The organism is Candidatus Hinthialibacter antarcticus, from assembly GCA_030765645.1.
Classification (GTDB): domain Bacteria; phylum Hinthialibacterota; class Hinthialibacteria; order Hinthialibacterales; family Hinthialibacteraceae; genus Hinthialibacter; species Hinthialibacter antarcticus.
Window position 1 is genome coordinate 25,638 of the sequence record JAVCCE010000059.1, and the last position, 21,357, is coordinate 46,994.

The 21,357-nt window shown below is 50.4% G+C and carries 22 protein-coding genes and 1 tRNA gene; 16 read left to right on the forward strand and 7 right to left on the reverse strand.

Annotated features, from left to right (window positions below; genetic code table 11):
- Positions 1-351: 351 nt before the first annotated feature.
- Positions 352-1,473, forward strand: coding sequence for a porin (locus P9L94_14125; GenBank protein MDP8245217.1), 1,122 nt, complete (start codon positions 352-354; stop codon positions 1,471-1,473).
- A gap of 710 nt (positions 1,474-2,183) precedes the next feature.
- Here the strand turns inward: P9L94_14125 and P9L94_14130 are convergent.
- Positions 2,184-3,890, reverse strand: coding sequence for an integrin alpha (locus P9L94_14130; protein MDP8245218.1), 1,707 nt, complete (start codon positions 3,888-3,890; stop codon positions 2,184-2,186).
- 88 nt (positions 3,891-3,978) lie between these two features.
- Here P9L94_14130 and P9L94_14135 point away from each other — a divergent pair, with 88 nt between their 5' ends.
- Both P9L94_14135 and coaBC read left to right on the forward strand, forming a co-directional pair.
- Positions 3,979-4,665 (forward strand): phosphopantothenoylcysteine decarboxylase, encoded by a 687-nt coding sequence (locus P9L94_14135; protein MDP8245219.1) that lies wholly within the window; start codon positions 3,979-3,981, stop codon positions 4,663-4,665.
- Positions 4,666-4,676: 11 nt separating this feature from the next.
- The gene (gene coaBC, locus P9L94_14140) at positions 4,677-5,231 is read left to right on the forward strand and encodes a bifunctional phosphopantothenoylcysteine decarboxylase/phosphopantothenate--cysteine ligase CoaBC (protein ID MDP8245220.1); all 555 of its coding nucleotides are present in this window, start codon (positions 4,677-4,679) and stop codon (positions 5,229-5,231) included.
- An 83-nt stretch (positions 5,232-5,314) separates the two neighbouring features.
- On the opposite strand, the gene P9L94_14145 is transcribed toward coaBC, so the two are convergent.
- A complete protein-coding gene (locus P9L94_14145) occupies positions 5,315-5,494 on the reverse strand; it encodes a hypothetical protein (protein ID MDP8245221.1) in 180 nt (59 codons plus the stop codon).
- 156 nt (positions 5,495-5,650) lie between these two features.
- Here P9L94_14145 and P9L94_14150 point away from each other — a divergent pair.
- The 6 genes from P9L94_14150 (at position 5,651) to pheS (ending at position 10,233) form a co-directional block, all read left to right on the forward strand.
- Positions 5,651-5,724: transfer RNA gene (locus P9L94_14150), tRNA-Val, on the forward strand.
- A gap of 83 nt (positions 5,725-5,807) precedes the next feature.
- Positions 5,808-7,760, forward strand: coding sequence for a threonine--tRNA ligase (thrS, locus tag P9L94_14155; GenBank protein ID MDP8245222.1), 1,953 nt, complete (start codon positions 5,808-5,810; stop codon positions 7,758-7,760).
- 35 nt (positions 7,761-7,795) lie between these two features.
- Entirely contained in the window at positions 7,796-8,452 is a 657-nt protein-coding gene (gene infC, locus P9L94_14160; protein ID MDP8245223.1) for a translation initiation factor IF-3, read from the forward strand.
- A gap of 12 nt (positions 8,453-8,464) precedes the next feature.
- Entirely contained in the window at positions 8,465-8,662 is a 198-nt protein-coding gene (rpmI, locus tag P9L94_14165) for a 50S ribosomal protein L35 (protein ID MDP8245224.1), read from the forward strand.
- Between the two features lie 98 nt (positions 8,663-8,760).
- A complete protein-coding gene (gene rplT / locus P9L94_14170) occupies positions 8,761-9,120 on the forward strand; it encodes a 50S ribosomal protein L20 (GenBank protein ID MDP8245225.1) in 360 nt (119 codons plus the stop codon).
- A 108-nt stretch (positions 9,121-9,228) separates the two neighbouring features.
- Positions 9,229-10,233, forward strand: a complete 1,005-nt coding sequence (gene pheS / locus P9L94_14175; GenBank protein ID MDP8245226.1) for a phenylalanine--tRNA ligase subunit alpha — start codon at positions 9,229-9,231, stop codon at positions 10,231-10,233.
- A gap of 177 nt (positions 10,234-10,410) precedes the next feature.
- Here the strand turns inward: pheS and P9L94_14180 are convergent, their stop codons facing one another.
- From P9L94_14180 to P9L94_14190, 3 genes are all read right to left on the reverse strand, one after another.
- Positions 10,411-11,355 carry a substrate-binding domain-containing protein gene (locus tag P9L94_14180; GenBank protein ID MDP8245227.1) on the reverse strand — a complete coding sequence of 315 codons (945 nt, stop codon included), beginning with the start codon at positions 11,353-11,355 and terminating at the stop codon, positions 10,411-10,413.
- A 95-nt stretch (positions 11,356-11,450) separates the two neighbouring features.
- Positions 11,451-12,506, reverse strand: coding sequence for an ABC transporter permease (locus P9L94_14185; GenBank protein ID MDP8245228.1), 1,056 nt, complete (start codon positions 12,504-12,506; stop codon positions 11,451-11,453).
- 179 nt (positions 12,507-12,685) lie between these two features.
- On the reverse strand, positions 12,686-12,865 hold the full coding sequence (locus P9L94_14190; GenBank protein ID MDP8245229.1) for a hypothetical protein: 180 nt from the start codon (positions 12,863-12,865) through the stop codon (positions 12,686-12,688).
- Positions 12,866-13,211: 346 nt separating this feature from the next.
- Here P9L94_14190 and P9L94_14195 point away from each other — a divergent pair, with 346 nt between their 5' ends.
- From P9L94_14195 to P9L94_14210, 4 genes are all read left to right on the forward strand, one after another.
- Positions 13,212-13,703 carry a hypothetical protein gene (locus P9L94_14195; GenBank protein ID MDP8245230.1) on the forward strand — a complete coding sequence of 164 codons (492 nt, stop codon included), beginning with the start codon at positions 13,212-13,214 and terminating at the stop codon, positions 13,701-13,703.
- Positions 13,704-13,871: 168 nt separating this feature from the next.
- Positions 13,872-14,894, forward strand: a complete 1,023-nt coding sequence (fliG, locus tag P9L94_14200; protein MDP8245231.1) for a flagellar motor switch protein FliG — start codon at positions 13,872-13,874, stop codon at positions 14,892-14,894.
- A gap of 156 nt (positions 14,895-15,050) precedes the next feature.
- Positions 15,051-15,995, forward strand: a complete 945-nt coding sequence (locus P9L94_14205; protein MDP8245232.1) for a glycosyltransferase family 2 protein — start codon at positions 15,051-15,053, stop codon at positions 15,993-15,995.
- The gene (locus tag P9L94_14210; GenBank protein ID MDP8245233.1) at positions 15,992-17,743 is read left to right on the forward strand and encodes a glycosyltransferase family 39 protein; all 1,752 of its coding nucleotides are present in this window, start codon (positions 15,992-15,994) and stop codon (positions 17,741-17,743) included. The genes P9L94_14205 and P9L94_14210 overlap by 4 nt, the downstream gene beginning before the upstream one ends.
- Before the next feature lie 2 nt (positions 17,744-17,745).
- Here P9L94_14210 and P9L94_14215 read toward each other — a convergent pair whose 3' ends face one another.
- Complete coding sequence (locus P9L94_14215; protein MDP8245234.1) at positions 17,746-18,039, reverse strand: lipid-A-disaccharide synthase N-terminal domain-containing protein; 294 nt, start codon at positions 18,037-18,039, stop codon at positions 17,746-17,748.
- A gap of 201 nt (positions 18,040-18,240) precedes the next feature.
- Between P9L94_14215 and P9L94_14220 the strand changes: the two genes are divergently transcribed.
- On the forward strand, positions 18,241-18,708 hold the full coding sequence (locus P9L94_14220; protein ID MDP8245235.1) for a DUF134 domain-containing protein: 468 nt from the start codon (positions 18,241-18,243) through the stop codon (positions 18,706-18,708).
- Between the two features lie 6 nt (positions 18,709-18,714).
- Here P9L94_14220 and P9L94_14225 read toward each other — a convergent pair whose 3' ends face one another.
- The gene (locus tag P9L94_14225; GenBank protein ID MDP8245236.1) at positions 18,715-20,256 is read right to left on the reverse strand and encodes a DUF5060 domain-containing protein; all 1,542 of its coding nucleotides are present in this window, start codon (positions 20,254-20,256) and stop codon (positions 18,715-18,717) included.
- Between the two features lie 222 nt (positions 20,257-20,478).
- On the opposite strand from P9L94_14225, the gene P9L94_14230 reads away from it, so the two are divergent.
- Entirely contained in the window at positions 20,479-20,667 is a 189-nt protein-coding gene (locus P9L94_14230; GenBank protein ID MDP8245237.1) for a hypothetical protein, read from the forward strand.
- A 444-nt stretch (positions 20,668-21,111) separates the two neighbouring features.
- The gene (vapB, locus tag P9L94_14235) at positions 21,112-21,351 is read left to right on the forward strand and encodes a type II toxin-antitoxin system VapB family antitoxin (GenBank protein MDP8245238.1); all 240 of its coding nucleotides are present in this window, start codon (positions 21,112-21,114) and stop codon (positions 21,349-21,351) included.
- Positions 21,352-21,357 lie beyond the last annotated feature (6 nt).

Below are 21,357 nucleotides of genomic sequence, written 5' to 3' on the forward strand. Positions count from 1 at the left end.
ATACCGGATGAGCCTTATTTTTGTACTATATCCACTATTTCGAGATTGCATTCCCAAAATATAAATAATACTGTAGGCAGTATTGGGGCGTGAGTTCTAAGTCATTTTAAAATAGCACGTTATGTTTATTGCGGCGTGTTGGATTTAGGTTGAAATTCCTGTGTCATTCGTTTAAAGGTAGCCGATAGTGTGGCATTTTTTAGAAAGTGTGGTATTTAGGTAACAGTTTTGTGATGAATTTGAAGCTTTTTGATTGACGTGGTTACAAGTTCCCATAGAATGATTCATAGAAAACTTGACCCGAAGTGGTCATTCAAATGCTCTGAAAAAGAGTTAAGGAGAAAAAGTATTATGAAAAGCAAACTGTTTCTGAGTGCAGTATTGGCAGTTGCGATGGCTTTGCCTGTTAGCGCTGGCCCTCTCGCAGATGCTACAGCAGACATGCTGTGGGGCGTTGAGTTGGGTGGTTATTTGGACGTCGCTTCAACCTACAACTTGAACGATCCGAACACCGATATGAATTCGTACCGCACCTTCGATACCGATGACGGCGATTTCGTTGACATCCACGCCTTCCAGTTCTATATTGACAAATTGCCGGAAGACATTGACGAAGTTGGTTTCCGCGTCGACATGCTTTATGGCGAAGACGCAGAATTAATCGGCGGCGGCGACGGCGTATTGGATGATGGCAACTTGAACATCTATCAAGCCTACATCTCCTACATCGCTCCGGTTGGCAATGGCTTGACCATCGACCTCGGTCGTTTCGCCACATGGCACGGCTACGAAGTCATTGAGAGCGGCGCGAACGATCAGTACAGCCGTTCCTTCCTCTTTGGCCTCGGGGTTCCTTTCACACACACAGGCGCCCGCTTGACCTACACCATCAACGAAATGTGGGAAGTTAGCTACGGCCTGACCCAAGGTTGGGACACAGTCGAAGACACCAACGACAGCCTGACCCACCATGTTGCAGTCCGCACCATGCCGACTGACGACATCTACATTCAGAACTCAATCGCTTATGGCCCGGAAATGGCCGGCGACAATGGTTCTTACACCCTTCTGTATGACTTGGTTGCCAATTGGCAAGCCACCGACCAACTGATGCTCGGCGCCAACTTTGACTATGGCATCTCCGAAGACGTTGGCGTAGGCGGCGGCGACGCCGACTGGTGGGGCGTTGCTGGTTACGCTCGCTATGACATCACCGACAAACTCTACGGTGCGGTTCGCGGCGAATGGATGAACGACGAAGACAACACCCGCTTCCTCGCAGGCGCTTTGACTGACGTTGAAGTTTGGGAAGTCACCCTTACCCTCGGTTACGAAGTTGTTGACGGCCTCTTGACTCGCGTCGAATACCGTCACGATGACTCCGACCAAGACATCTTCGCGGATGATGGCGCTGCTGGTTCAATGACCGACAGCCAAGACACCATCGCTTTCGAAGTGATCTACAGCTTCTAATTCACGAAAAAAGAACCCCAGTTTGGGTTTGTGTGAACAGGGCGGTTGCTTGCAACCGCCCTGTTTTGCGTTTAGGGGGAGGGAAATTCGCAATTGCCTGGTCCCCCCGGGCGATGATTAAGTCAATCGCATTGGTGGTAAACGCCCCCCTTAAAAAAAGGGGAGTGGCGTCGAAGACGCCGGGGGGATATCAAAACAGCATAAACAAAACGACACATTCAAGCAATATTTCAAGGGCTGGCTTCATTATCCGCACATAATTCTGGCAACCACTATAAAGGTTCTGCTTGAGAAATCCTAATTCAGATAATGTTTTGATTTCGTGGGGAGGGCGAACCTCCTGGTGAGCCGGATAAAACAGTACGCATTTCTCATTCTTGCGGCTCGGCGGGAGCCTCGCCCTCCCACAGTCCGCTCAATTGTTTTTAAGAACCGCCGGGTGGCGAGCCAAGGCCGCGAAACGAACAGCCCTTGAAGCAATCTGTGGTACATAAAATCATAATCAATGAACCAATAGGCAAGAAATCAAGGGAAACTCTCATCTGATTCGGCCACTCCTCTGCTGATCCCCCCGGGCGATGATTAAGTCAATCGCATTGGTGGTAAACGCCCCCCTTAAAAAAAGGGGGGTGGCGTCGAAGACGCCGGGGGGATATCAAAACAGCATAAACAAAACGACACATTCCAGGGCTGCTCTCATCTGATTCGTGCTAATACGTTTGCAGCCCCAAAATGGCGTTGAGAATTTGCAATGCACTTACTGTAGTACCATCGCCTGGAAGCGCATCCTGCCAAAAACGGCTGATGGTAAAGAGGTCGTTCTTATCGCGGCGTCCGTCTTGGTTGACATCGCCTCCAACCGAATGAAACGGCAGAATATATCCAACCCGGTCTGGAAAACTCTCATCACCAGCGGCGCTGACGACGACTTTCAGATTGCCCGAACGGTCGACAAAAAAATCTTGCGATGCGCCCAGGCGCTGTTCATCAAACTGTCCATAGATCGCCGCGTCCATGCGTAATGGCGCGTTCAAGTCTCTGATGTTGGCGCCCAGTGAGGATTCATGGCCCACATACACCGCCCCCGTAGAAGCGCCTTGTACAAAAGGAGAAAACGTCTGCGGCGCGCCAACCAATAGGCGGTTGTTGCGGACGGAGACTGATTGTCCAAATTGCGCTTTCGGGACGGCGTGTCCTAGCATGGTGATCCGCTCTGATTGTGCGTCATAACTCAGGGCGCCGGTGATGTCCTGCCCGCCGGGAACCACAACCACGGCGCCGGACGAATCATCCTGTCCTTTGGCGTCCGCCTGAACAAAACTCAATACCAAATCAGAAACGCCGTCATTGTTGAGGTCGCCGCCTGTAATTTGATTGAGCGCATGAGCGTTGCGTTCAACAAACAAGGGCAGATCAATTTGCGCGTCGCCGACGCCTGTGACCTCCGCTACCCAGGTCCCGACGCGGCGTTCTCCGCCCGGTAAGACATAGAGCGAGGCAAAATAGGGCTCCTCAGAAGCGTAACCCAGCGAGACGATGACGTCGTTTTGCGCGTCTCCTGTGATGTCGCCGGGAGACTGCACGATGGGGTTGAAATTAGTGTTCAAACGCCCATCGTCTGGAATCGGCGGCGTAATGAGGGTCAGCGTGTTTTCAGGGTCGAGTTCGTCCATCCGAAACGTCGTGTTTAAGATGTCCTCGCTGCCATAAATGATGTAACCAAGGATTTCATCTCCATCTAAGGTTCGAGAGAATGCGGGGGCGGGAAGAATGATGTCTGACAAACCGTCGCCGTCGATATCGGCGCTTGGTCCCAGTGGTTGCCGCAACGGCATACTGAACGTGCCTCCTAATGTGAGAAGAATAAAACCTTGATCTTGTGGATCGCCAAGATTAATGGTATTCGGATTGACTTTTGGATTATTGGGATCGAGTTGCAGACTGGTACCAATGCCGAGAATGTATACGACTCCCGCTTCTCCTGCGAAGGGCGCGGCGACGGCAATGTCTCCGAAGCCGTCGCGGTCTAGGTCTCCCGCGTTCGCGACGCTAAATCCGAATTCGGTGTCGTCTTCTCCATGTATGGTGATAATGCGCGCCAAGTTGGGGGCTTGAGTGAAGTTTATAGGGAAGTTTGTATCTGCAAATTCGCCTTGCAGAATATAAACGCTGTCGAGAAAAATTGATTCAATGCCGGGAAATGGAAGAGAAAATGCGATGTCATCCACCGCGCCGCCAATGATATTGTCAATCGTTTGCACCTGTATATCGAGTTCTGGTTGATTGTTGGGCGCCATCCCGCTCTGGATGTTTTTACTGCCGCTTGGCAGGTTATTTAGATTGATCGGTTGGCAGTCAACGCTCCCGCTCAAGCCGAATAGAAATACAAACACCAAACAAACAATTGTCCAACGCATAATAAACATCCTTGAATTGCAGTAATTTATAGGCGACTGTATCATAAATCCCTATTGCCGTCATGACAGTCTTAGAACACAGGTGAGGATGAAACCGCTAACCGGGAAATCTATTTTAATCGCTTCGGGGCCGACTTCAGCCCCGCTAGACGATGTGCGCACGGTTACGAACAAGTCGTCAGGACGCCTGGGCAGCGTGATTGCCTATAGGTTGCATCAATGCGGCGCCCGGGTCGAACAACTGGCGGGACGGGGCAGCCTGACCGCGCCCGCGTTGTATCCCCAACAGCAACTCAGCGGGCTTGTTGTTACTCCATTTGAGACCGTGGATGAACTCAAGCAGGCGCTTCAAGTGCGCTTAAAGGATCGCGCGGTTGACGCGGTCATCATGGCGGCGGCGGTGTTAGATTACATCCCCGAACGTGTGGAAGGGAAAAAATCGTCCAGCGATGATGTTTGGACGGTGATCTTTCGACGCGGCGAAAAACTGATCGAGCAGATTCAGCATTGGGCGCCGGATACGCTGATCGTCGGCTTTAAACTCGAAAGCCGAATTTCGCTGGATGAATTAACCGCGCGAGCGGAAAATCTGATGGCGCGCAGCCAAGCGAAAATCGTAATTGCTAATCGCTTGGAAGAGGTTTGCGAAGACTCGCATATTGCTTATATGATGGTTTCAAGTGAGCAGAGAACCGAAGTGTCAGCCGCCTTGCCCTCGCGAGAGGCGATTGCTGAGCGTTTGGCCATCCAGTTAGAATCAATCTGGCGGAAATAAGGAACCAAGACATGAAACTCAACCAACAACATATTCTGGTGGGCGTGACGGGCGGCATTGCGGCGTATAAAACCGCGACGTTTGTACGTTTGTTGAAAAAGCAGGGCGCCGAAGTGCGGGTTATTATGACGAGCGCTGCGGAAAAATTCATCACGCCGCTCACAATGGCGACCTTGTCGGAGAATGAAGTCGGTTTGGATTTGTTCGACCAACTGCCGTTGCATGATGTCCGCCATATTCATTGGGCGGAGTGGGCGAATCTCGTCGTTGTGGCGCCTGCGACCGCCAATACGCTGGCAAAAGCCGCCAACGGCCTCGCAGACGACCTGCTATCAAGCACTTTGCTTGCGGTGCAATGCCCGCTGGTGATGGTTCCAGCGATGCACCATCAGATGTGGACGCATCCCGCCACCCAGCGCAATATCAAAACTCTGAAAGCCGACGGCGTACATATCATGCCGCCTGCCGAAGGCGATCTCGCATCCGGCGACGTCGGGCCGGGGAGGATGCCCGAACCAGAGCAAGTGCTTCAATTTATTTTGGAACTCAATAAACAGGCGGTATAGTTACGCAGGCGTTTTGCCGTATTTACTGTAAGTGGAGTTGAGTGTTTGTATTGAAGAAGATATTTTCGTTTTGAATTTAGCGTTTATTTTCCTTTGTAGTCGGGGCATTTTCTGGCGTTTGGCTTTTCAGGGCGCGTACAAATGCTGCCGTAGTTCCACTTGCACGAGTCGCACAAAAAGGCGTCGCCTTTCGAAATTGAGATCATGCGGGACCACCAAATTTTAAACTGGGTGATAAAACTCACAGGTTCTTCTCCTTTCATTCTTGTTAATATCCTACCGTGTTCGTTGCTGAATGGCAATTGTAAGCCCAATAAGCCGCAGAGTGACCCAATTTTACGGAATTTATGCGTTTTGAGTTGGCGCCCGGCGTTGACTCTTTTGAAGCGCCGAATATACTATTCGAGTTAAATTAATCGGGGTCCTTAGCTCAGTTGGTTAGAGCGCTTGCTTGACATGCAAGAGGTCACTGGTTCGAATCCAGTAGGACCCAAGGTTTCTTGAAGTACACGTCTATCGGCGTAGCAAAACCAATAAAGAGACCCAGTAGAGGTCTCTTTTTTCATCACTAAAAAAATGAATATAACGACTTCAGACATATTAAATTTGAGCGTTGCTGGACGCGAAGCGCCCCTGCAAGTTGCGGTTGGAACCACGCCGCAGCAGTGGATGCAAGACAACGCCGATTTGCCGCAGGATGCGGTCGCCGCCAGAGTTGACGGTGTGGTGGTTGATCTGAAGCGTCCGGTTGAATCGGGCGCCGGGGTTGAATTTTTGACCTGGGACGACCCGGACGGTCAGGAAGTTTATTTTCATAGTTGCACTCACCTGATGGCGCAAGCCGTTGTTGAATTGTTCCCGGAAGCGAAGCCGACCATCGGCCCGTCGATTGAAGACGGTTACTTCTACGATTTTGACGTTCCCAAGCCATTCACGCCGGACGACCTGCAAAAAATTGAAAAGCGCATGCGCAAAAAAGCGCAGCAAAAGATCAAGGTCGAGCGCTATGAGATGTCGCGCCTTGAAGCCATTGAACTCTTTAAAAACGAAAAAAACGAATACAAAGTTGAAGTGCTAGAAGGTTTGGCCGAAGAAGAAACGGTCAGTTTTTATAAACAAGCCGATTTTAGCGACCTGTGCCGCGGGCCGCATATTCCAGACACGGGTTATCTAAAACACTTTAAATTGTTGAACAGCGCAGGCGCGTATTGGCGCGGCGATGAACACAACCCGATGCTGCAGCGCATCTACGGCACGGCGGCCCCCAGCAAAGAAGCGCTGGAAGCGTATCTGCAACGGCTCGAAGAAGCCAAAGAACGCGACCACCGGAAATTAGGCAAAGAACTCGACTTGTTCAGCATCCATGAAGACGTCGGGGCCGGTCTGGTGTTGTGGCACCCAATGGGCGCCCGGGTGCGGAACCTAATCGAAAACTTCTGGCGCAATGAGCATTACCGCGCGGGGTATGAATTGGTCTACGGGCCGCACATTCAGCGCGAAAACCTGTTCATCCAATCGGGCCACCTCGAAAATTACAGCGAGAACATGTACGCCCCCATGGAAATCGACGGCGCGAATTATTACGCCAAGCCGATGAACTGCCCGGGGCATATTATTATTTATAAAAGCCATCTTCACAGTTACCGCGAGTTGCCGATCCGCTATGCGGAACTGGGCACGGTCTACCGTTACGAGCGCTCCGGCGTGTTGCACGGTTTGCTGCGCGTACGCGGATTTACGCAGGATGATGCGCACATTTTCTGTCGTCCCGATCAGTTAGAAGCCGAAATCAAAGGCGTGATTGAACTGGCCGACTATATGATGAAATCCTTCGGCTTTGAATATAAACTCAGCCTGGCCTTGCGCCCTGAAAAGTCGATCGGCTCCGATGAAATCTGGGACTTCTCGATCGAAGCCTTGCGAAAAGTGCTCGATGAAACCGGGGCCCCTTATGGCGTCGAAGAAGGCGGCGGCGCATTTTACGGCCCCAAGATCGACGTGAAATTGCTTGACGCGCTTGGGCGCGAATGGCAAGGCCCGACCATTCAACTCGACTTTAACCTACCCGAACGCTTTGAAGTGGACTATATTGACACTGATGGCGAACGAAAACGGGTTGTTATGATCCACCGCACCGTGCTCGGTTCGATGGAACGCTTCATGGGCAACCTGATTGAGCACTACAAAGGCGCCTTCCCAACTTGGCTCGCGCCCGTGCAAGCCAAGGTGTTGACCATCACCGATGACCCAATTGAGTATGCTCAATCGTTCTTGCAGCGCTTGATTCAATCGGGAATTCGCGCTGAACTGGATGACCGGAACGAGAAAATCGGTTATAAAATCCGGGAAGCGGAATCAAACAAGGTCCCCGTGATGTTCATCGTCGGCAAAAAAGAAGCCGCTGACGGCGTTATCGCTGTTCGTGGACGGGGCCGAAAAGACTTAGGCGTGATGGGCCTTGATGAGGCCCTTCAACATATAAAATCTCAAGCGCAGCCGCCGCAACCCAATACCGGTTCGGTCAATTAGTGTAGCTTGGGGCGAAGAGAGGAGCGTGAAAGCGTATTAAGAAACGATTCACTGGACGGGGGAGCCGTGAGCGCGATACTACCCGGATCAACGATGCAATTCACGAAGATCAGGTTCGCCTCATTGATTCAAAAGGGGAACACGCCGGGGTCGTAACTGTCCCTGAGGCGATTGCGATGGCTGAAGCGGCAGGGCTTGATCTTGTCGAAGTCAGCGCGAAGTCCAAGCCGCATGTCTGTCGCATCATGGACTACGGACAATATAAGTATGAACTGGCCAAGAAACAAAAAGAGGCCAAGAAAAAACAGAAGCAAATTGTCGTCAAAGACATTAAAATGCGCCCGCGCATCGACAACCATGATTATGATTTTAAAATCAATCATGCAGTCAAATTTTTAGAGCATGGCGATAAAGTACGCTTCATCATGCAATTCCGCGGACGTGAAATGGCCCACAAAGACCTGGGCCGTAAAGTCTTAGACCGCGTGGTTGATGATTTACAAGATGTTGGGTTGATTGAACAACACCCACGGATGGAAGGCCGAGTGATGAACATGACTCTGACGCCCGCTCCTCCAAAAAAAGTAAAAAAATCGGATAGCGAAGACAGTCACATCGAAAACGACGCGAATCCGGTCAATGTAGATAATGCGGAGAGTCCCGCAACCGTAGAAACAGAAATTGAACCTTAACGGAGCAGAACCATGCCCAAGATGAAAACCAACCGCGGAGCAGCAAAGCGGTTCCGTAAAACTAAGAACGGAAAAATTAAACGCGAACGCGCCTTTTTGCGCCACTGCCGTTCTAGTAAAACCACCAAGCAAAAACGCCGCTTGCGTCAACAAACCTTAGTTTGCGCACAAGAAGAGAAGCGCGTCAAGCGTATGTTGGCGTGCGGGTAAATTGAGAAATTTCAGGCTTCGGGTCACTGTGAAAGCCATTTAATTTTTCATCCCGAAAAGCCTTCTGAAAGACCGTAGATAAAAAGGAGTGAGATACCATGCCGCGCGCTATAAGTCAGGTCGCGTCGCGCCGCCGGCGCAAAAAAGTTTTAAAGCAATCCAAAGGCTTTCGCCAAGGGCGCAACAATCAGCTGCGTTCCGCCCGTCACGGCGTTCATAAAGCCTTACAATACGCCTATCGTGATCGCCGCAATCGCAAACGCGATTTCCGCCGTTTGTGGATCGTGCGCATCGCCGCCGCCGCAAAACTAGAAGGCACGTCTTACAGCGTGTTGATGGGTGGATTGATTAAGGCAGGCGTTGAGATCAACCGCAAAGCGTTGTCTGAACTCGCAATCAGCGATCCCGATGCATTTCGTGGATACGTTCAGGTCGCCCAACAGGCGATGGCGGCGTAAGCCGTTCGATCTTTGCATGTCAACTGAAGCGCATTCAGAGGCGGGGCCGCGCGGCCCCGCCTCTTGTTGTTGAATTAACGAGAAAAATACCAATAAGGATTCATCATCATGTCTGAACGGGAGCAATTGCAGAAGCAACTTCTAGAGGCGCAAGAAAAAGGCGCCGCCGACTTTGACGCGGCGGGTTCCCCCCAGTCGCTGTATGAAGCGCGCACAAAATATCTCGGCAAAAAAGGCGTGGTCAAAGGCATCCTGCGCGGGTTGGGCGGTCTCTCGAACGAAGAACGCCCCGTAGTCGGTCAGACAGCCAATGAAGTGGCGGATGCGCTCGAAGCCGTCTATCAGTCGCGACTGCTCGACCTCAAGCGCGTTGAGTCCGAGGCGCAGCTCGAACGCGATGCGGTTGACGTAACTTTCCCCGGAACCTGGGTGCGTCGCGGAGCCCGGCACCCATTGATGATGATGCTCGAAGAGATCGAAGAAATATTTTACTCGATGGGATATGACATCTCCGAAGGGCCGGAGATCGAAGAAGAGTATTATAACTTCGATGCGTTGAATATTCCGTCCGACCACCCGGCGCGGGATATGCAAGACACCTTCTGGATGAAGAGCGGGCATGTCTTGCGTACGCACACCTCGCCGGTGCAGATTCGCTATATGAAGTCGCACACGCCGCCGTTGCGCATGATTGCGCCGGGGCGCGTGTATCGTTGTGATTCCGACGTCACCCACTCGCCGATGTTCACCCAGGTGGAAGGTCTCGTTGTCGGGCCTGACATTTCGTTTCGCCATTTAAAGGGAACGCTCGACGATTTGCTGAGCCGCGTATTTGAGAGCAATATCGAAATCCGTTTGCGCCCTTCGTATTTTCCGTTTACGGAACCGAGCGCTGAGGTCGATATCCGCCGCGAAGGTTCGGACTGGATGGAAGTTCTCGGCTGTGGCATGGTGCATCCTGCGGTGTTTGAGTCAGCCGGGTATGATCCCGAAAAGTTTTCAGGATTTGCGTTTGGTTTGGGAATCGAACGCTTCGCCATGATGAAATACGGCATCAAAGATATCCGTCATTTTTATGAAAACGACGTGCGCTTTCTGCAGCAGTTTCGGTAATTAGAACGAAAGAATTGAGAGTCGAAATCATTCGTTAATCTTCTTGAGGCTTGGGTTTGTCTCTCTTCGCTTCGGTGCGGGCTTTTCGCCCTCTTTGCACAGGCGCTCACAGAGACATACCCAAGCCTCTTGTTGTATATAGGGTGCGTGAAGCATCTAACGTCAGATGTTCTGTATCTACTTCATTGACAACGACCGGAAGTCGATCACTTCCAACGGGGTTGGAATGTAATCCGCAACGGTCTTTCCATCCAAAATATCTTTCGCTGTTTGCACGCCGAATTCGCCCATCTTTTCAGGATGTTGGTCAATGGTTGAAATCATGGCGCCTGCAAGGACCGCTTCTTGGGCGGCGTCTAAATTATCATAAGACGTGACCGCGATTTGTCCGGTTTTGCCTGCGGCGTCAATGGCGCGGATGGCGCCTAACGCCATGCTGTCGTTTGAGGCGAACAACCCGGTGATGTTGGGGTGCGCGGTCAGCATGTTGCTGAAGACTTGATAGCCTTGTTCTGTTTCCCACTCAGCGGTTTGCGACGCGACGACTTGGATTTTTGGCTCTGCGTTTAAGATTCGGCGGGCGCCTTGTTTTCGCAACTCGGCGTTTATCACGCCGGGGATGCCTTCTAAGATCGCGACCTCGCCCTGCCCGCCCATCGCGGCGACGAGATCATGACAGGCGAGAGATGCGCCCATCGCGTTGTCTGACCCAACGAACGGACATTGGAAATTAAATTGCTTCTTGGTTTTTTCGTCGAGAGGGTTATCAATGTTCACCACTTTTATGCCCTGTGCTTGTGCGCGAAATAAAACGGGAACCAGCCCTTCCGAACTTGCAGGCGCGATGACAATCGCGTCGACGCCGCGCGTCATAAAATTTTCGACGATGCTGACTTGTTGAGCGACGTCCGTTTCTTTGTTGGTGCCTTGAACAAATAATTCAACGCCAAGTGTTTTTGCGGCTTCGCGGGCGCCGACTTCCATGGCGTGAAAAAACGGGTTGGACAGCGCTTTCATCACCAGCGCGATTTTGTAAGTTTTCCCTTGAGCGAGCAACGAAGCGGGAGCCAGCGCCGTCGCGGAGATTGCGCTTAGTTGTTGTATTACCGTGCGTCGTTTCACAATATTCCTCCCAAAACGATGGACCAAATTATTATTATTTTTTATCCACCTCACATTGTACGATAGATGGATTTATATAGATAGCAGGGACGGAATCAATCCGATTCTCCGTACAATCGGCGGCGGTAATAATCGAGCAGCACCGCAAAGATAATCATGCCCCCGATGACCATTTGTTTGATGTGGTCAGTGACTTCCATGAGTTCGAGGCCGTTTCGCAATACACCGATAATGAGCGCGCCGAACAAAGCGCCGATCACGCCGCCTTTGCCGCCGAACAAACTGGCGCCGCCGATGACGACTGCCGCGATGGCGTCGAGTTCATAGCCTTCGCCTGCGTTGGGGTCTCCCATGAAAATTCGAGACGTCTGAATAATTGACGCAATCGCCGCGCAAAGCCCCGACACAACAAACACCATGAAGCGGGTTCGGGCCACCGGGGCGCCGCTTAAGTATGACGCCTGGCGGTTGCCGCCGACTGCCATCACGTGGCGCCCAAAGCGTGTCCACGCGAGCACGACGGCGGCCAATAGCGCAACGCTTAGCGCAATGACTGCGCTGTAGGTAATGCGAAATTCCCAAAATTCATACAAGACGCCCGCGCCGATTTGCATGAATTGCGGCGGCATTCCGGTAATGGGGGCCGCATTTGTTAACCAGCGAGCGAGCCCGCGCAAAATTAACATAAATCCGAGCGTGACAATAAAACTGGGGACGCCGAAGCGTACGACAATAAAACCGCTGGCGCCGCCTGCGAGTGCGCCGGGTAGTAAGGCTAAAAACAAAAACGATAGTACCGCAAGCGCCCACCAAGTCGGGTTTCCATAAAACAAATCAGGCAGCGGCGAAGTTAGCGCGTCGGCGAACGCCATGGGAATGTTGCGTCCGGTTTCGGGATCGAGTTTTAATATCATCGCGGTGGTCATGCCGCACAATGCGAGTAACGATCCAACCGATAAGTCAATTTCCGCCGCGCAAATGACATAGGTCATTCCCGCTGCAATAATAATATTGACAGATGTATGTACGAGTATCATTGAAAGATTGCGCGGTGTAGGGAAAATATCAGATTGCAAAGTAAATAAGACGCATAAGAAAAACAAAACCGCCCCGATGCCGATGAAATCAAAAAACCGTTTGAAAGAATTCATTATTTTTTTGTCTATCCGTTGCAAAATTATACTTCGATGAACGCTATCAAACTTAGAAACGATAGTCAACATTAGACGTAAGCCCAGAGGGCGAAATTATGATAAATAAAGGCAGTCGTTGGGCTAGGGAAGCGGATAAAAAATAAGCAAAATGTTGATTCTTCCGTAAATTGGATGCTTTATTTTAATAAATTGAATTGAGGTTTCGCTGCATGTGGCATGGGCGCAACTCTGCTCGCTTCAGTGCGGGCTTTCAGGCCCTTATGCACAGGCGCTCCCAGAGTTGCACCCATGCCCATATTTGGTTTTTCAATTTTTGATATGCCGGAATAGGTTTTCATAACCAAAATCATGTCCATCCATCAATGTAGGTACTCACTTACCGGATGAACCAGAATGTTTAACAATATCTTCTATAGTGGTTGCCAGGATTATGTGCGGATTGAATTTCCGTAACTGCTGAGACCTACGGGAGCGATTTCCGCATAATTTTTTGACAAACGCTCTTAATAATCCGTTAGAGAAATTTCATTTGCGGGTAAAAAACTCTTTATCAAAATTAATTGATCTTGAATTAACAATAAGTGGTGAAAATAATTTGGAAAAACCGAAATAATAAATTATACTTTGTATATAGACAAAATTATTTCCAGTTCTATACTTCTGTTAAATAATTAAGACAATTTGAAAGGACGCGCCAACGAAATGCCAATTAAGCCGAATTCAAAAACAATCCTGAGTACATATTCTTTAGACGAATTGCTGTCATTAGTAAAAGATAAAGCCGCAATCGAAGCCGAAGCAAAACTGCAAGAGGTTCGCACTGCGTTGGCTGCTCTGACAGGAATGGAAGCGCCCAAAAAACGCGGCCCCAAACCCGGCGCCAAACGCGGTCCAAAACCGGGGGCCAAGCGCGGCCCTAAGCCTGGCAAGAAAACGGGGCGCGGCCCTGGTCGTCCCCGCTTGAGCAAGCCAGGCCGGAAGCCCGGCAGCGCCAAGAAGCCTTTAAAAGGTTACTTGCTGGAAGTCTTATCAAAAGACGCGATGAAAATCGAAGAAATTATGGCCGCGTTGAAAACAGCCGGGTATAAATCAAAGTCAAAAGACCCGCGTCGCGTGTTGTATTTGGAACTGAAAAAACAAGTCAGCAGCGGCGCCGTCAAAAAATCCGGTCGTGGATTGTATGCGCTGAAATAAATACGCATTGCTTCGAAATCTTTCAACGCCCTCTTGGTTTTCGCGCCGAGAGGGCGTTTGTTTGCTCATCCAGCGAAAAATGCCTATGAAATCACAAAAAACCTTTTACAATTTCAAGTTAGGCGCCGATACTATCGACAGACCCTAAATTTTCGATGAGATAGACCGATGGTTCGTGGAGCAAAAGAAAAAACAAAGCTGTCCGGGCGCAAAAAAGCCGCCATCCTCATGATTACCTTGGGGCCGGACATCTCTGCGGACGTTTATCGCTGTCTATCTGACGATGAAATCGAACAGATTACCCTCGAAGTCGCGAATATCGGCAACGTCCCGCAGGAACTGATAGGCCAGGTCATCGAAGAGTTTTACCATACCGCGATGGCCAAGCAGTACGTCAGCCACGGCGGTATTTCCGCCGCCCGCGAAATTCTCGAAAAAGCCTTGGGGCCAGGCAAGGCGATGGAAGTGATCGAGCGCTTGCAGGGGATGCTGCAAGGGACGCCGTTTGACTTCCTGAAAAAGGTTGATCCTAACCACCTACTCAATTTTATTCAGAGCGAACACCCGCAAACGGTTGCGTTGATTCTCGCGCACCTCGAATATGACCAATCGGCGGTCATCATGTCGGCGCTGCCGCCTGAAATGCAGACCGAAGTTGCGCTGCGCATCGCGACCATGGACCAGACCTCGCCGGAAATTATTTCCGAAGTCGAGCGCGTGTTAGAACGAAAAATTGCGACCGTCCTCTCGCAGGAGTTCTCCGTGGCGGGCGGTATCGAAGCGTTGGCGGAACTGCTGAACCGGGTGGATCGCGCAACTGAAAAATCAATTCTGGAAACGCTGGAAGAAGAAAACCAGGAACTCGCCGTCGAAATCAAAAAACTGATGTTCACCTTTGACGATGTCATCTTGTTGGACGACCGCGCCATTCAGATGGTGTTGCGTGAAGTCGATTTGAAAGAACTCGCCACTGCGCTCAAAGGCGGCAACGAAGAAGTCAAAACCAAAATCTTCAGCAACGTGTCTTCGCGCGCGGCGGACAACATTCGCGAAGATATGGAATTTATGGGGCCGGTGCGCGTCAAGCAGGTTGAAGAAGCCCAGCAAAAGATCGTCGCGATCATTCGCCGCCTGGAAGAATCAGGCGAAATCGTCATTAATCGCGGCGGAGCCGATGAAATGATGGCGTAGTCAACGCTTGTCCCACATCGTTTATCCTCTCTTAAAATTAGCCTTTCCACGATACGATACGATATTCTTAAATACAGCCGCTTTCGGTATCATCATGGTTGTCATTTGTTAGAATGAATGCAACTTTGGCGTTACGCCAATCTGGGATATTGCATCATGAATTTAGAGTCGCCGTATTTTTCAGTTGTCATTCCATTGTTTGATGAGCGCGATACTTTGCGCCCGTTGTATGAACAGATCTGCGCTGCGTTGCAGCCGCTGGAGCGTCCGTTTGAAATTCTCTTTGTGGACGACGGCAGCCGCGACGGTTCATACGATGTATTGAAAAAACTCCATGAGAACGATGCGCGCGTTCGCGTATTTCGGTTCCGAAAAAATTCCGGCAAGTCGCCCTCGCTGGCGGCGGGCTTCGACCATGTGCGCGGCGAGATCGTATTCACCATGGACGCCGACCTGCAAGACGACCCCGCTGAACTGCCTCGCTTATATCATAAGTTAGAAGAAGGCTTCGATTTGGTTTCCGGCTGGAAGCGCGACCGCAAAGACCCCCTGTCAAAACTCATCTTTTCAAAATTTTTTAATGGCATTGTCGGTTGGTTCACGGGCATCAAACTGCACGATTTCAATTGCGGTTTAAAAGCCTATCGCCGCGAAGTGGTCGACCAACTCAGCGTGTATGGCGAGATGCACCGCTTTCTGCCCGTCTGGGCGGCGCGGTATGGATTTCGCGTTACCGAACTGCCGGTCGTTCATCATCCGCGCAGGGCGGGGCATAGCAAGTTTGGGATGGAACGTATCCTCAACGGCTTTTTGGATTTCGGTACGGTGTTATTCATCACGCGGTCGCTGAAGCGCCCGGTTCATTTGTTGGGGCGTTTTGGAATTTGTTTCGGATTGATCGGATTGCTGATATTTTTGTTCGGCGCGGGCGCCATTGCGTTGCAGCATGTTGTCTTAGGCGCGGTCGCGCTTGGCGTGGGCGGCCTCTGTATTCTCATGGGGTTTCAGGCAATTTTTTTAGGATTAATCGCGGAACTGATTACGTTTTATCGCCGCGAAGATGAACCGCCTTATTACATAAACGAGCGACTCGACGCATGATTGAACTTTCTATCTTTTTGACCGCTATCGCATTTTCACTCTATACCGTCACCTATCGGATACAGGCTGAACAACCCGTTGCGCATAAAGAACGCGTGGTTTGGATCCAAGCGATTGGCTTTGCGCTATTGGGGACGCTGCCGTTTCTCAATAAGCCGTTTCATATTGACGATACGGTGGTGTTGGAAGTCGCGCGCAATGTGTTGAATAATCCATTGCGGCCGTTTGGCAGCAACTTCGATTGGTTTGGCGAGTTGCAGCCGCTTTGGCAGGTCACCACCAATCCGCCGTTTTTGAGTTATTGCCTTGCGCCGTTTGTGTGGATGTCGAGCGGGGATGAAGTCGCGCTTCATGCGGTGATGAGTATTTTTATATTCTGCCTGGCTGTAGGCGCGGTGCTGCTATCAAAACGGTTTTGCGCGGACTCGATTTGGCCCGCAGCGTTTTTGTTGGCAAGCCCCGCCGTGGTCGTTTCGGGAAACGTCATGCGCGACGTTCCTGCGGTAGGGCTTTCGACGCTGGGCGTTGCATTGTTTGTGATGGGCGTAGACAAAGAACAACGCCGTTGGTTGATTGCCGGCGCGGTTTTATGCGGCCTTTCGGTGCTGACGAAATACTCCGCCGTCATCACCTTGCCGGTATTGTTTTTATATCCGTTGTTGCAAAAAAAATACCGGCTTGCGGTGTGGATTTGGCCTGCGGTCGCGATCATTGTTCTCTGGTGTTTGCAAAATGTTTTCGCGTATGGCTCCGTGCATATCATCTATCTCTTGTTAGAACGGCGCAGCGAGTCGGGCATCTCATGGCAAGACAAACTCTACGGCGCCTTTTTGGTTATCGGAAGCGTCTTATATCTTCTCCCGGCGTTGTTGGTGCGAGCAGTTGGCGGTCGAGATTGGACCGCGTGGATCGGCGCGGTCTTGCTGGCGCCGTTGTGGTGGCTGGCGATCAACCAATACCTGGGCGAGGTAGAAAACGAATACCTGCTGTGGGCGCTTTCGGGTTCTGCGCTGTTGTTTATCCTGCTGTTTGATGGAATTCGCGTTGGTTCGGGTTGGATCAAACAATTTGAACCGGGCAAGCACGCGGACTCTTTATTTTTATTTGCATGGGTGTGTGCGCCGTTGGTGTTTTGCGTTCTGTTTGTGCCTTTCGAAGCGGTGCGCCATTTGCTTCCTGTATTGCCGCCGCTTGTTCTGCTTGCGGCCCGCTATCTGAACGAAACCAAAAATAAAAAACTGAGTTCCGCCATTCATTTTCTGGTCGCGATATTGTTTGCGGTGCAGTTCTTCGCGGCCCAAGTGATTCAACGGGCTGATTATGAATACGCCGCCACCTATCGCAACTTCGCCGTCCGCGCCCAGGAAGAATGGCTGTCGGATGAGCATGAAACCTGGTACGTCGGTCACTGGGGCTGGCAGGAATATGCGAACCGGGCGGGATTACGTCAAATGCGTTTGGGTGAGTTCCCCAATGAAGGGGATGTTTTGATTGTTCCGTATCGGGTGGATAAAGGGCGCGTGTTTGAGCAGGACCGGGACTATCTCTCCCGCCAGGAATTGGTGGACGAGGTCACTTATGAGGGATACGCGCCCGTGCGGACGCAGAATTTTTGGGGCGCCGGATTTTATTCAACGATAAGTCTATTTGGGCATAATATTCCATACCGCATCATGCAGGATGAATTTTTGGAATCGTTTGAAGTGTATCGCATTGCTAACCCTGAACCCGTTGTGGCCGAAGAATAACTTTACGCTGTCTGCTTTTTTGTATGAATGAAATAAATGTTTCTTCCATAAATGATGCTGTTAAACAATAAACCCACAATAAACACCGGTTCTTCTTTGTGAAATGCATAGGACAATAAAATCAAACCGCCAACAGTGCGCAGATACCAAAAAGCAGCGGGAACAACGCTTTCACGTCGTTTTTCTGAGACAACCCATTGCACCAGAAAACTGGATGCGAACATGACTTGGCCGGTATAGCCGATAATTTCCCATACGCTAATTGTCAAAAAAACTTCAGAGAGCCACTGCAACATGGGCGCTTCTCCTTTAAAGAACCATTCAGAATATCAATCTTGGTAAAATCTGCTAAAATGGTGCGACCAGTAAGAATGATTCAGCCTGAAAACGGTTCAAGGGGCTGAGAAAAAAAAGTGAACCTGACCGTTTATATATAATGGAATCTGTCGTATTATTATTCATTCGCTTTAATATGTCTTCTGTAATGATGGGGAACGATGGTCCGACCTAAGAGTTGTCGGCGAATAGAATCAGAGCCGGGCGCTTATTTCTTTAAGCCTCAGGGTATCCCGTTGCGCAAGCTCGGTGAAGAAAAACTCAACCTGGATGAGATGGAAGCAATCCGTCTCGCCGATGTTGAAGGGCTTTATCACGAGCAGGCAGCCAAACGCATGCAGGTGTCCCGCGCCACTTTTGGGCGGATCGTGCAATCCGCCCGCCGAAAGATTGGTCGCGCACTCATCGAAGGAAAAGCCATACGGATTGGCGGCGGCAACGTGGAATACGTAGAAATGCGTGATTTCCGTTGCGACGACTGCAATCATACTTGGCAAGTCGAGATGGGGTGTTGTCCACCTGGCGCGTGTCCAGAATGCGGTTCGAGCCGACCTGTGTGTTTGTTAGCTGAAAATCATGGCCCGTGCTGCAAATTGGGTTCGCCCTCGGATGTAGAAGCGGCTTTGTAATTCGCCTTACTTGGCATGAAGAACCACAGGCCCGGCTTTCCAGTTTGAAGGCGGAGTAAACCTGTTGCGTCCGTTTAAAAGTGTTCCTGCGCTCAACGTTTCTCCGCTAAAGGGACGCAACCACTGCGCCCGCATGGGGGCTGATAATCCTTCCACAAAAAGCTCAAATTCAAACGGCGCTTGTTGATAGACGATGTATTCCTTCTGGGGAATATTTAAGCAAAAGCCTTTGTTGACGATTTTCGGGTTGGGCGTCATTTGCCAAAATGGAACCTGCTTGAAGAAGTCCTTCAAATTTTTCAGATAATGATACCCCGGCGGCGTGTGTTGTGTTTTTACAACATCCCAGGCGGTATGAGTGTAATAGTAAACGGGATAACCGCCTGACATGACGATTTCCCAGGTGCGGCGCGCTACTTCTTCGGGCGTTTGGGCGACGCGCCAGGTTTTGTCTTCCAACCCGCCCGGCCCGTGTTCGTAGCCATACTCGACGTTGACGATGGGCCATTGATGTTGTTTTTGTTGTTGCAGCAGGGTCGCGCCCCAATTTTTATGCTGTTGGTCGGAGCGGAAATCAACGATGCCATTATATGCGCCGGATTCGTAGGCGGGGTTGTCGTCGTGGACGGTGATTAAGCGGTGATACGGGTCGTGCTCTCGAACCAGGCGCATCCGGTCTTGTTTGTACGCAACGTCTTTTTCAAGATGGGCTTCTTTTGAGAAATCCCAGACGATGTTTGGATAGGCCGCATACCGGGCGATCAGGTTTTTGAAATAGAGGTCGTCTTCTGCGCTTTTTAATTCCGGCCATTTTACTTCTTTGTTGTAGACCTTAATCATCAGGTGGGCGATCACGCCGCGTTGAAAGAGGGCGTCGACCACTTGGTCGAAGTGCTGCCAATATTTCAAGTTGAGCCGCGAATGGTCGGGATTAAAATTGCTCCCCTCCCAGGGAACCATCGCGGGCGGGCCGAAGTCGTCAGGGCTGGTATTACCCTTTTGCCAGGACGTATCAAAAGCAAACGCATTGAGAATGATGTAGTTGAAGCCGAATGTCTGGATATGGTCGATGAAATTCTGCGTCCGATCCAGGTTGGGGGTTGCTAAATCAATCGCCCACAGCCAGTCGCATTCATATCCCATTAAAAAAAAGCGAGTTCCATCTTCATAAACAAAATGGCGTGTGTGTTCGGGATCAATTGTCAGCCCGCCGTGCACGTTCGGGTTTGTGTTGTCGGTGCAGGTGAATTCGACGCGCTGGTTCTCGAGCGGTTTCTGGTCGCTATGAGTTTGGAGGCTCCAGGCTCCGGTCTGGTTGGGGGCAATACGCAGCGACCAGGTGTTGTCTCCAGAGTAAAAGCCAAGCGTCTCGAACGCCTCGCCAGCAGGCGGTTGTACCGTCGCGCTGAATGCGACCTCGAACGGGTTTTCGACAGATTGTTCGCTGGTGAAATGAAACGTATGTGGATGCCAGCGCTCGATTTCGACGGCGTTTGATGTGGTGGCAACCAATAGGAAAAAAACGGAAAAAGCAATCACTCGAATCATTGTAGGTTCCTGTATTTGTGATGATTGCGATTATCAGAGCAATGCGAAGCGCTGTCAACGAATCGGCTGTTTGTTACGTAACGGATTTCATCGGAGAAAAAATAAATAAAAAAAAATGAAAATATTTTCACTTTAGAAACGTATTAGTTAGTAATCCGGCTGACGCGAACGATACATCATCATGAGGCCGCATTTATTGGATTGGTGTTTGAGGTAAGGACTATGTTAATTTCAAGAGATAAACGAAACGCCGTACGCAACGACGACAACCATGGCGCCAAACAAGAGCCGACCGCCCGTTACAACGACGGCAACCAAAACACAGTACGCTTTCAGCGCTATCTCGAAAACCGTGGTTGCCCGATTCGCTTAGCGTCGCCGAAGTCAGACGATATCCGTTGGCTCGGATAAACCAAACGAAATAAAACTTATCACTTCCCCGTGATAAACCCGACCTACCCCTATGTTTATGCGGAGCCGCCCGCACCCAAACCGGAGCGGCTCCGCAATTTTTTTTCAAAAGCCCCCGAGCAAAAAAGTTGTACTTCCTGGAAAACTAGATATCAGTTCAACAAAATATTTTCGTTTCACTACATTTTTCCGCGATAGTGTTTTCTCAATAAGAAAATTTCTTGATTATTACCCCCTTTGTCATTACGATTGAGTAAGGATTAAATAAAGTGCAAGGATTCGCGCCATGCCTTCTTCACAAGCCTGGAATCAAGGCCGTAACCATTGAAGAAATGAATTGCTCTCCGCAAACGCTTTCAAACCATCTAGGTATTGTTATAAAAAGAGATTTGATATTGATTTTGGTTGGTATATACTATTGATGTATATCAAGTGGAGGGCAATATGAGCGATACGGGAAAAGTGTTTATGAATGGGCGTTCTCAGGCGGTCCGGCTTCCTGTCGACTATCGCTTTAATACAAAAGAAGTGTACATTCGAAAAAATGAAGAAACTGGCGAGGTCATTCTCACCGAAAAGCCCGAAGGATGGACAGGATTTTTTGCCTTGGCTGACAAAACCAGCGGGGCAAAGGATTTCTTGCTAGATAGACAAGACGAAGTCGCGCAAGTGCGTGATCTTTAGCGATGG

Bases quoted from the DNA above. Each gene is read 5' to 3' on its own strand.
- P9L94_14125 (MDP8245217.1), top strand. From the start codon at position 352: ATGAAAAGCAAACTGTTTCTGAGTGCAGTATTGGCAGTTGCGATGGCT.
- P9L94_14130 (MDP8245218.1), bottom strand. From the start codon at position 3,890: ATGCGTTGGACAATTGTTTGTTTGGTGTTTGTATTTCTATTCGGCTTG.
- P9L94_14135 (MDP8245219.1), top strand. From the start codon at position 3,979: ATGAAACCGCTAACCGGGAAATCTATTTTAATCGCTTCGGGGCCGACT.
- coaBC (MDP8245220.1), top strand. From the start codon at position 4,677: ATGAAACTCAACCAACAACATATTCTGGTGGGCGTGACGGGCGGCATT.
- P9L94_14145 (MDP8245221.1), bottom strand. From the start codon at position 5,494: ATGAAAGGAGAAGAACCTGTGAGTTTTATCACCCAGTTTAAAATTTGG.
- thrS (MDP8245222.1), top strand. From the start codon at position 5,808: ATGAATATAACGACTTCAGACATATTAAATTTGAGCGTTGCTGGACGC.
- rpmI (MDP8245224.1), top strand. From the start codon at position 8,465: ATGCCCAAGATGAAAACCAACCGCGGAGCAGCAAAGCGGTTCCGTAAA.
- rplT (MDP8245225.1), top strand. From the start codon at position 8,761: ATGCCGCGCGCTATAAGTCAGGTCGCGTCGCGCCGCCGGCGCAAAAAA.
- pheS (MDP8245226.1), top strand. From the start codon at position 9,229: ATGTCTGAACGGGAGCAATTGCAGAAGCAACTTCTAGAGGCGCAAGAA.
- P9L94_14185 (MDP8245228.1), bottom strand. From the start codon at position 12,506: ATGAATTCTTTCAAACGGTTTTTTGATTTCATCGGCATCGGGGCGGTT.
- P9L94_14190 (MDP8245229.1), bottom strand. From the start codon at position 12,865: ATGGACATGATTTTGGTTATGAAAACCTATTCCGGCATATCAAAAATT.
- P9L94_14195 (MDP8245230.1), top strand. From the start codon at position 13,212: ATGCCAATTAAGCCGAATTCAAAAACAATCCTGAGTACATATTCTTTA.
- fliG (MDP8245231.1), top strand. From the start codon at position 13,872: ATGGTTCGTGGAGCAAAAGAAAAAACAAAGCTGTCCGGGCGCAAAAAA.
- P9L94_14205 (MDP8245232.1), top strand. From the start codon at position 15,051: ATGAATTTAGAGTCGCCGTATTTTTCAGTTGTCATTCCATTGTTTGAT.
- P9L94_14210 (MDP8245233.1), top strand. From the start codon at position 15,992: ATGATTGAACTTTCTATCTTTTTGACCGCTATCGCATTTTCACTCTAT.
- P9L94_14215 (MDP8245234.1), bottom strand. From the start codon at position 18,039: ATGTTGCAGTGGCTCTCTGAAGTTTTTTTGACAATTAGCGTATGGGAA.
- P9L94_14220 (MDP8245235.1), top strand. From the start codon at position 18,241: ATGGTCCGACCTAAGAGTTGTCGGCGAATAGAATCAGAGCCGGGCGCT.
- P9L94_14225 (MDP8245236.1), bottom strand. From the start codon at position 20,256: ATGATTCGAGTGATTGCTTTTTCCGTTTTTTTCCTATTGGTTGCCACC.
- P9L94_14230 (MDP8245237.1), top strand. From the start codon at position 20,479: ATGTTAATTTCAAGAGATAAACGAAACGCCGTACGCAACGACGACAAC.
- vapB (MDP8245238.1), top strand. From the start codon at position 21,112: ATGAGCGATACGGGAAAAGTGTTTATGAATGGGCGTTCTCAGGCGGTC.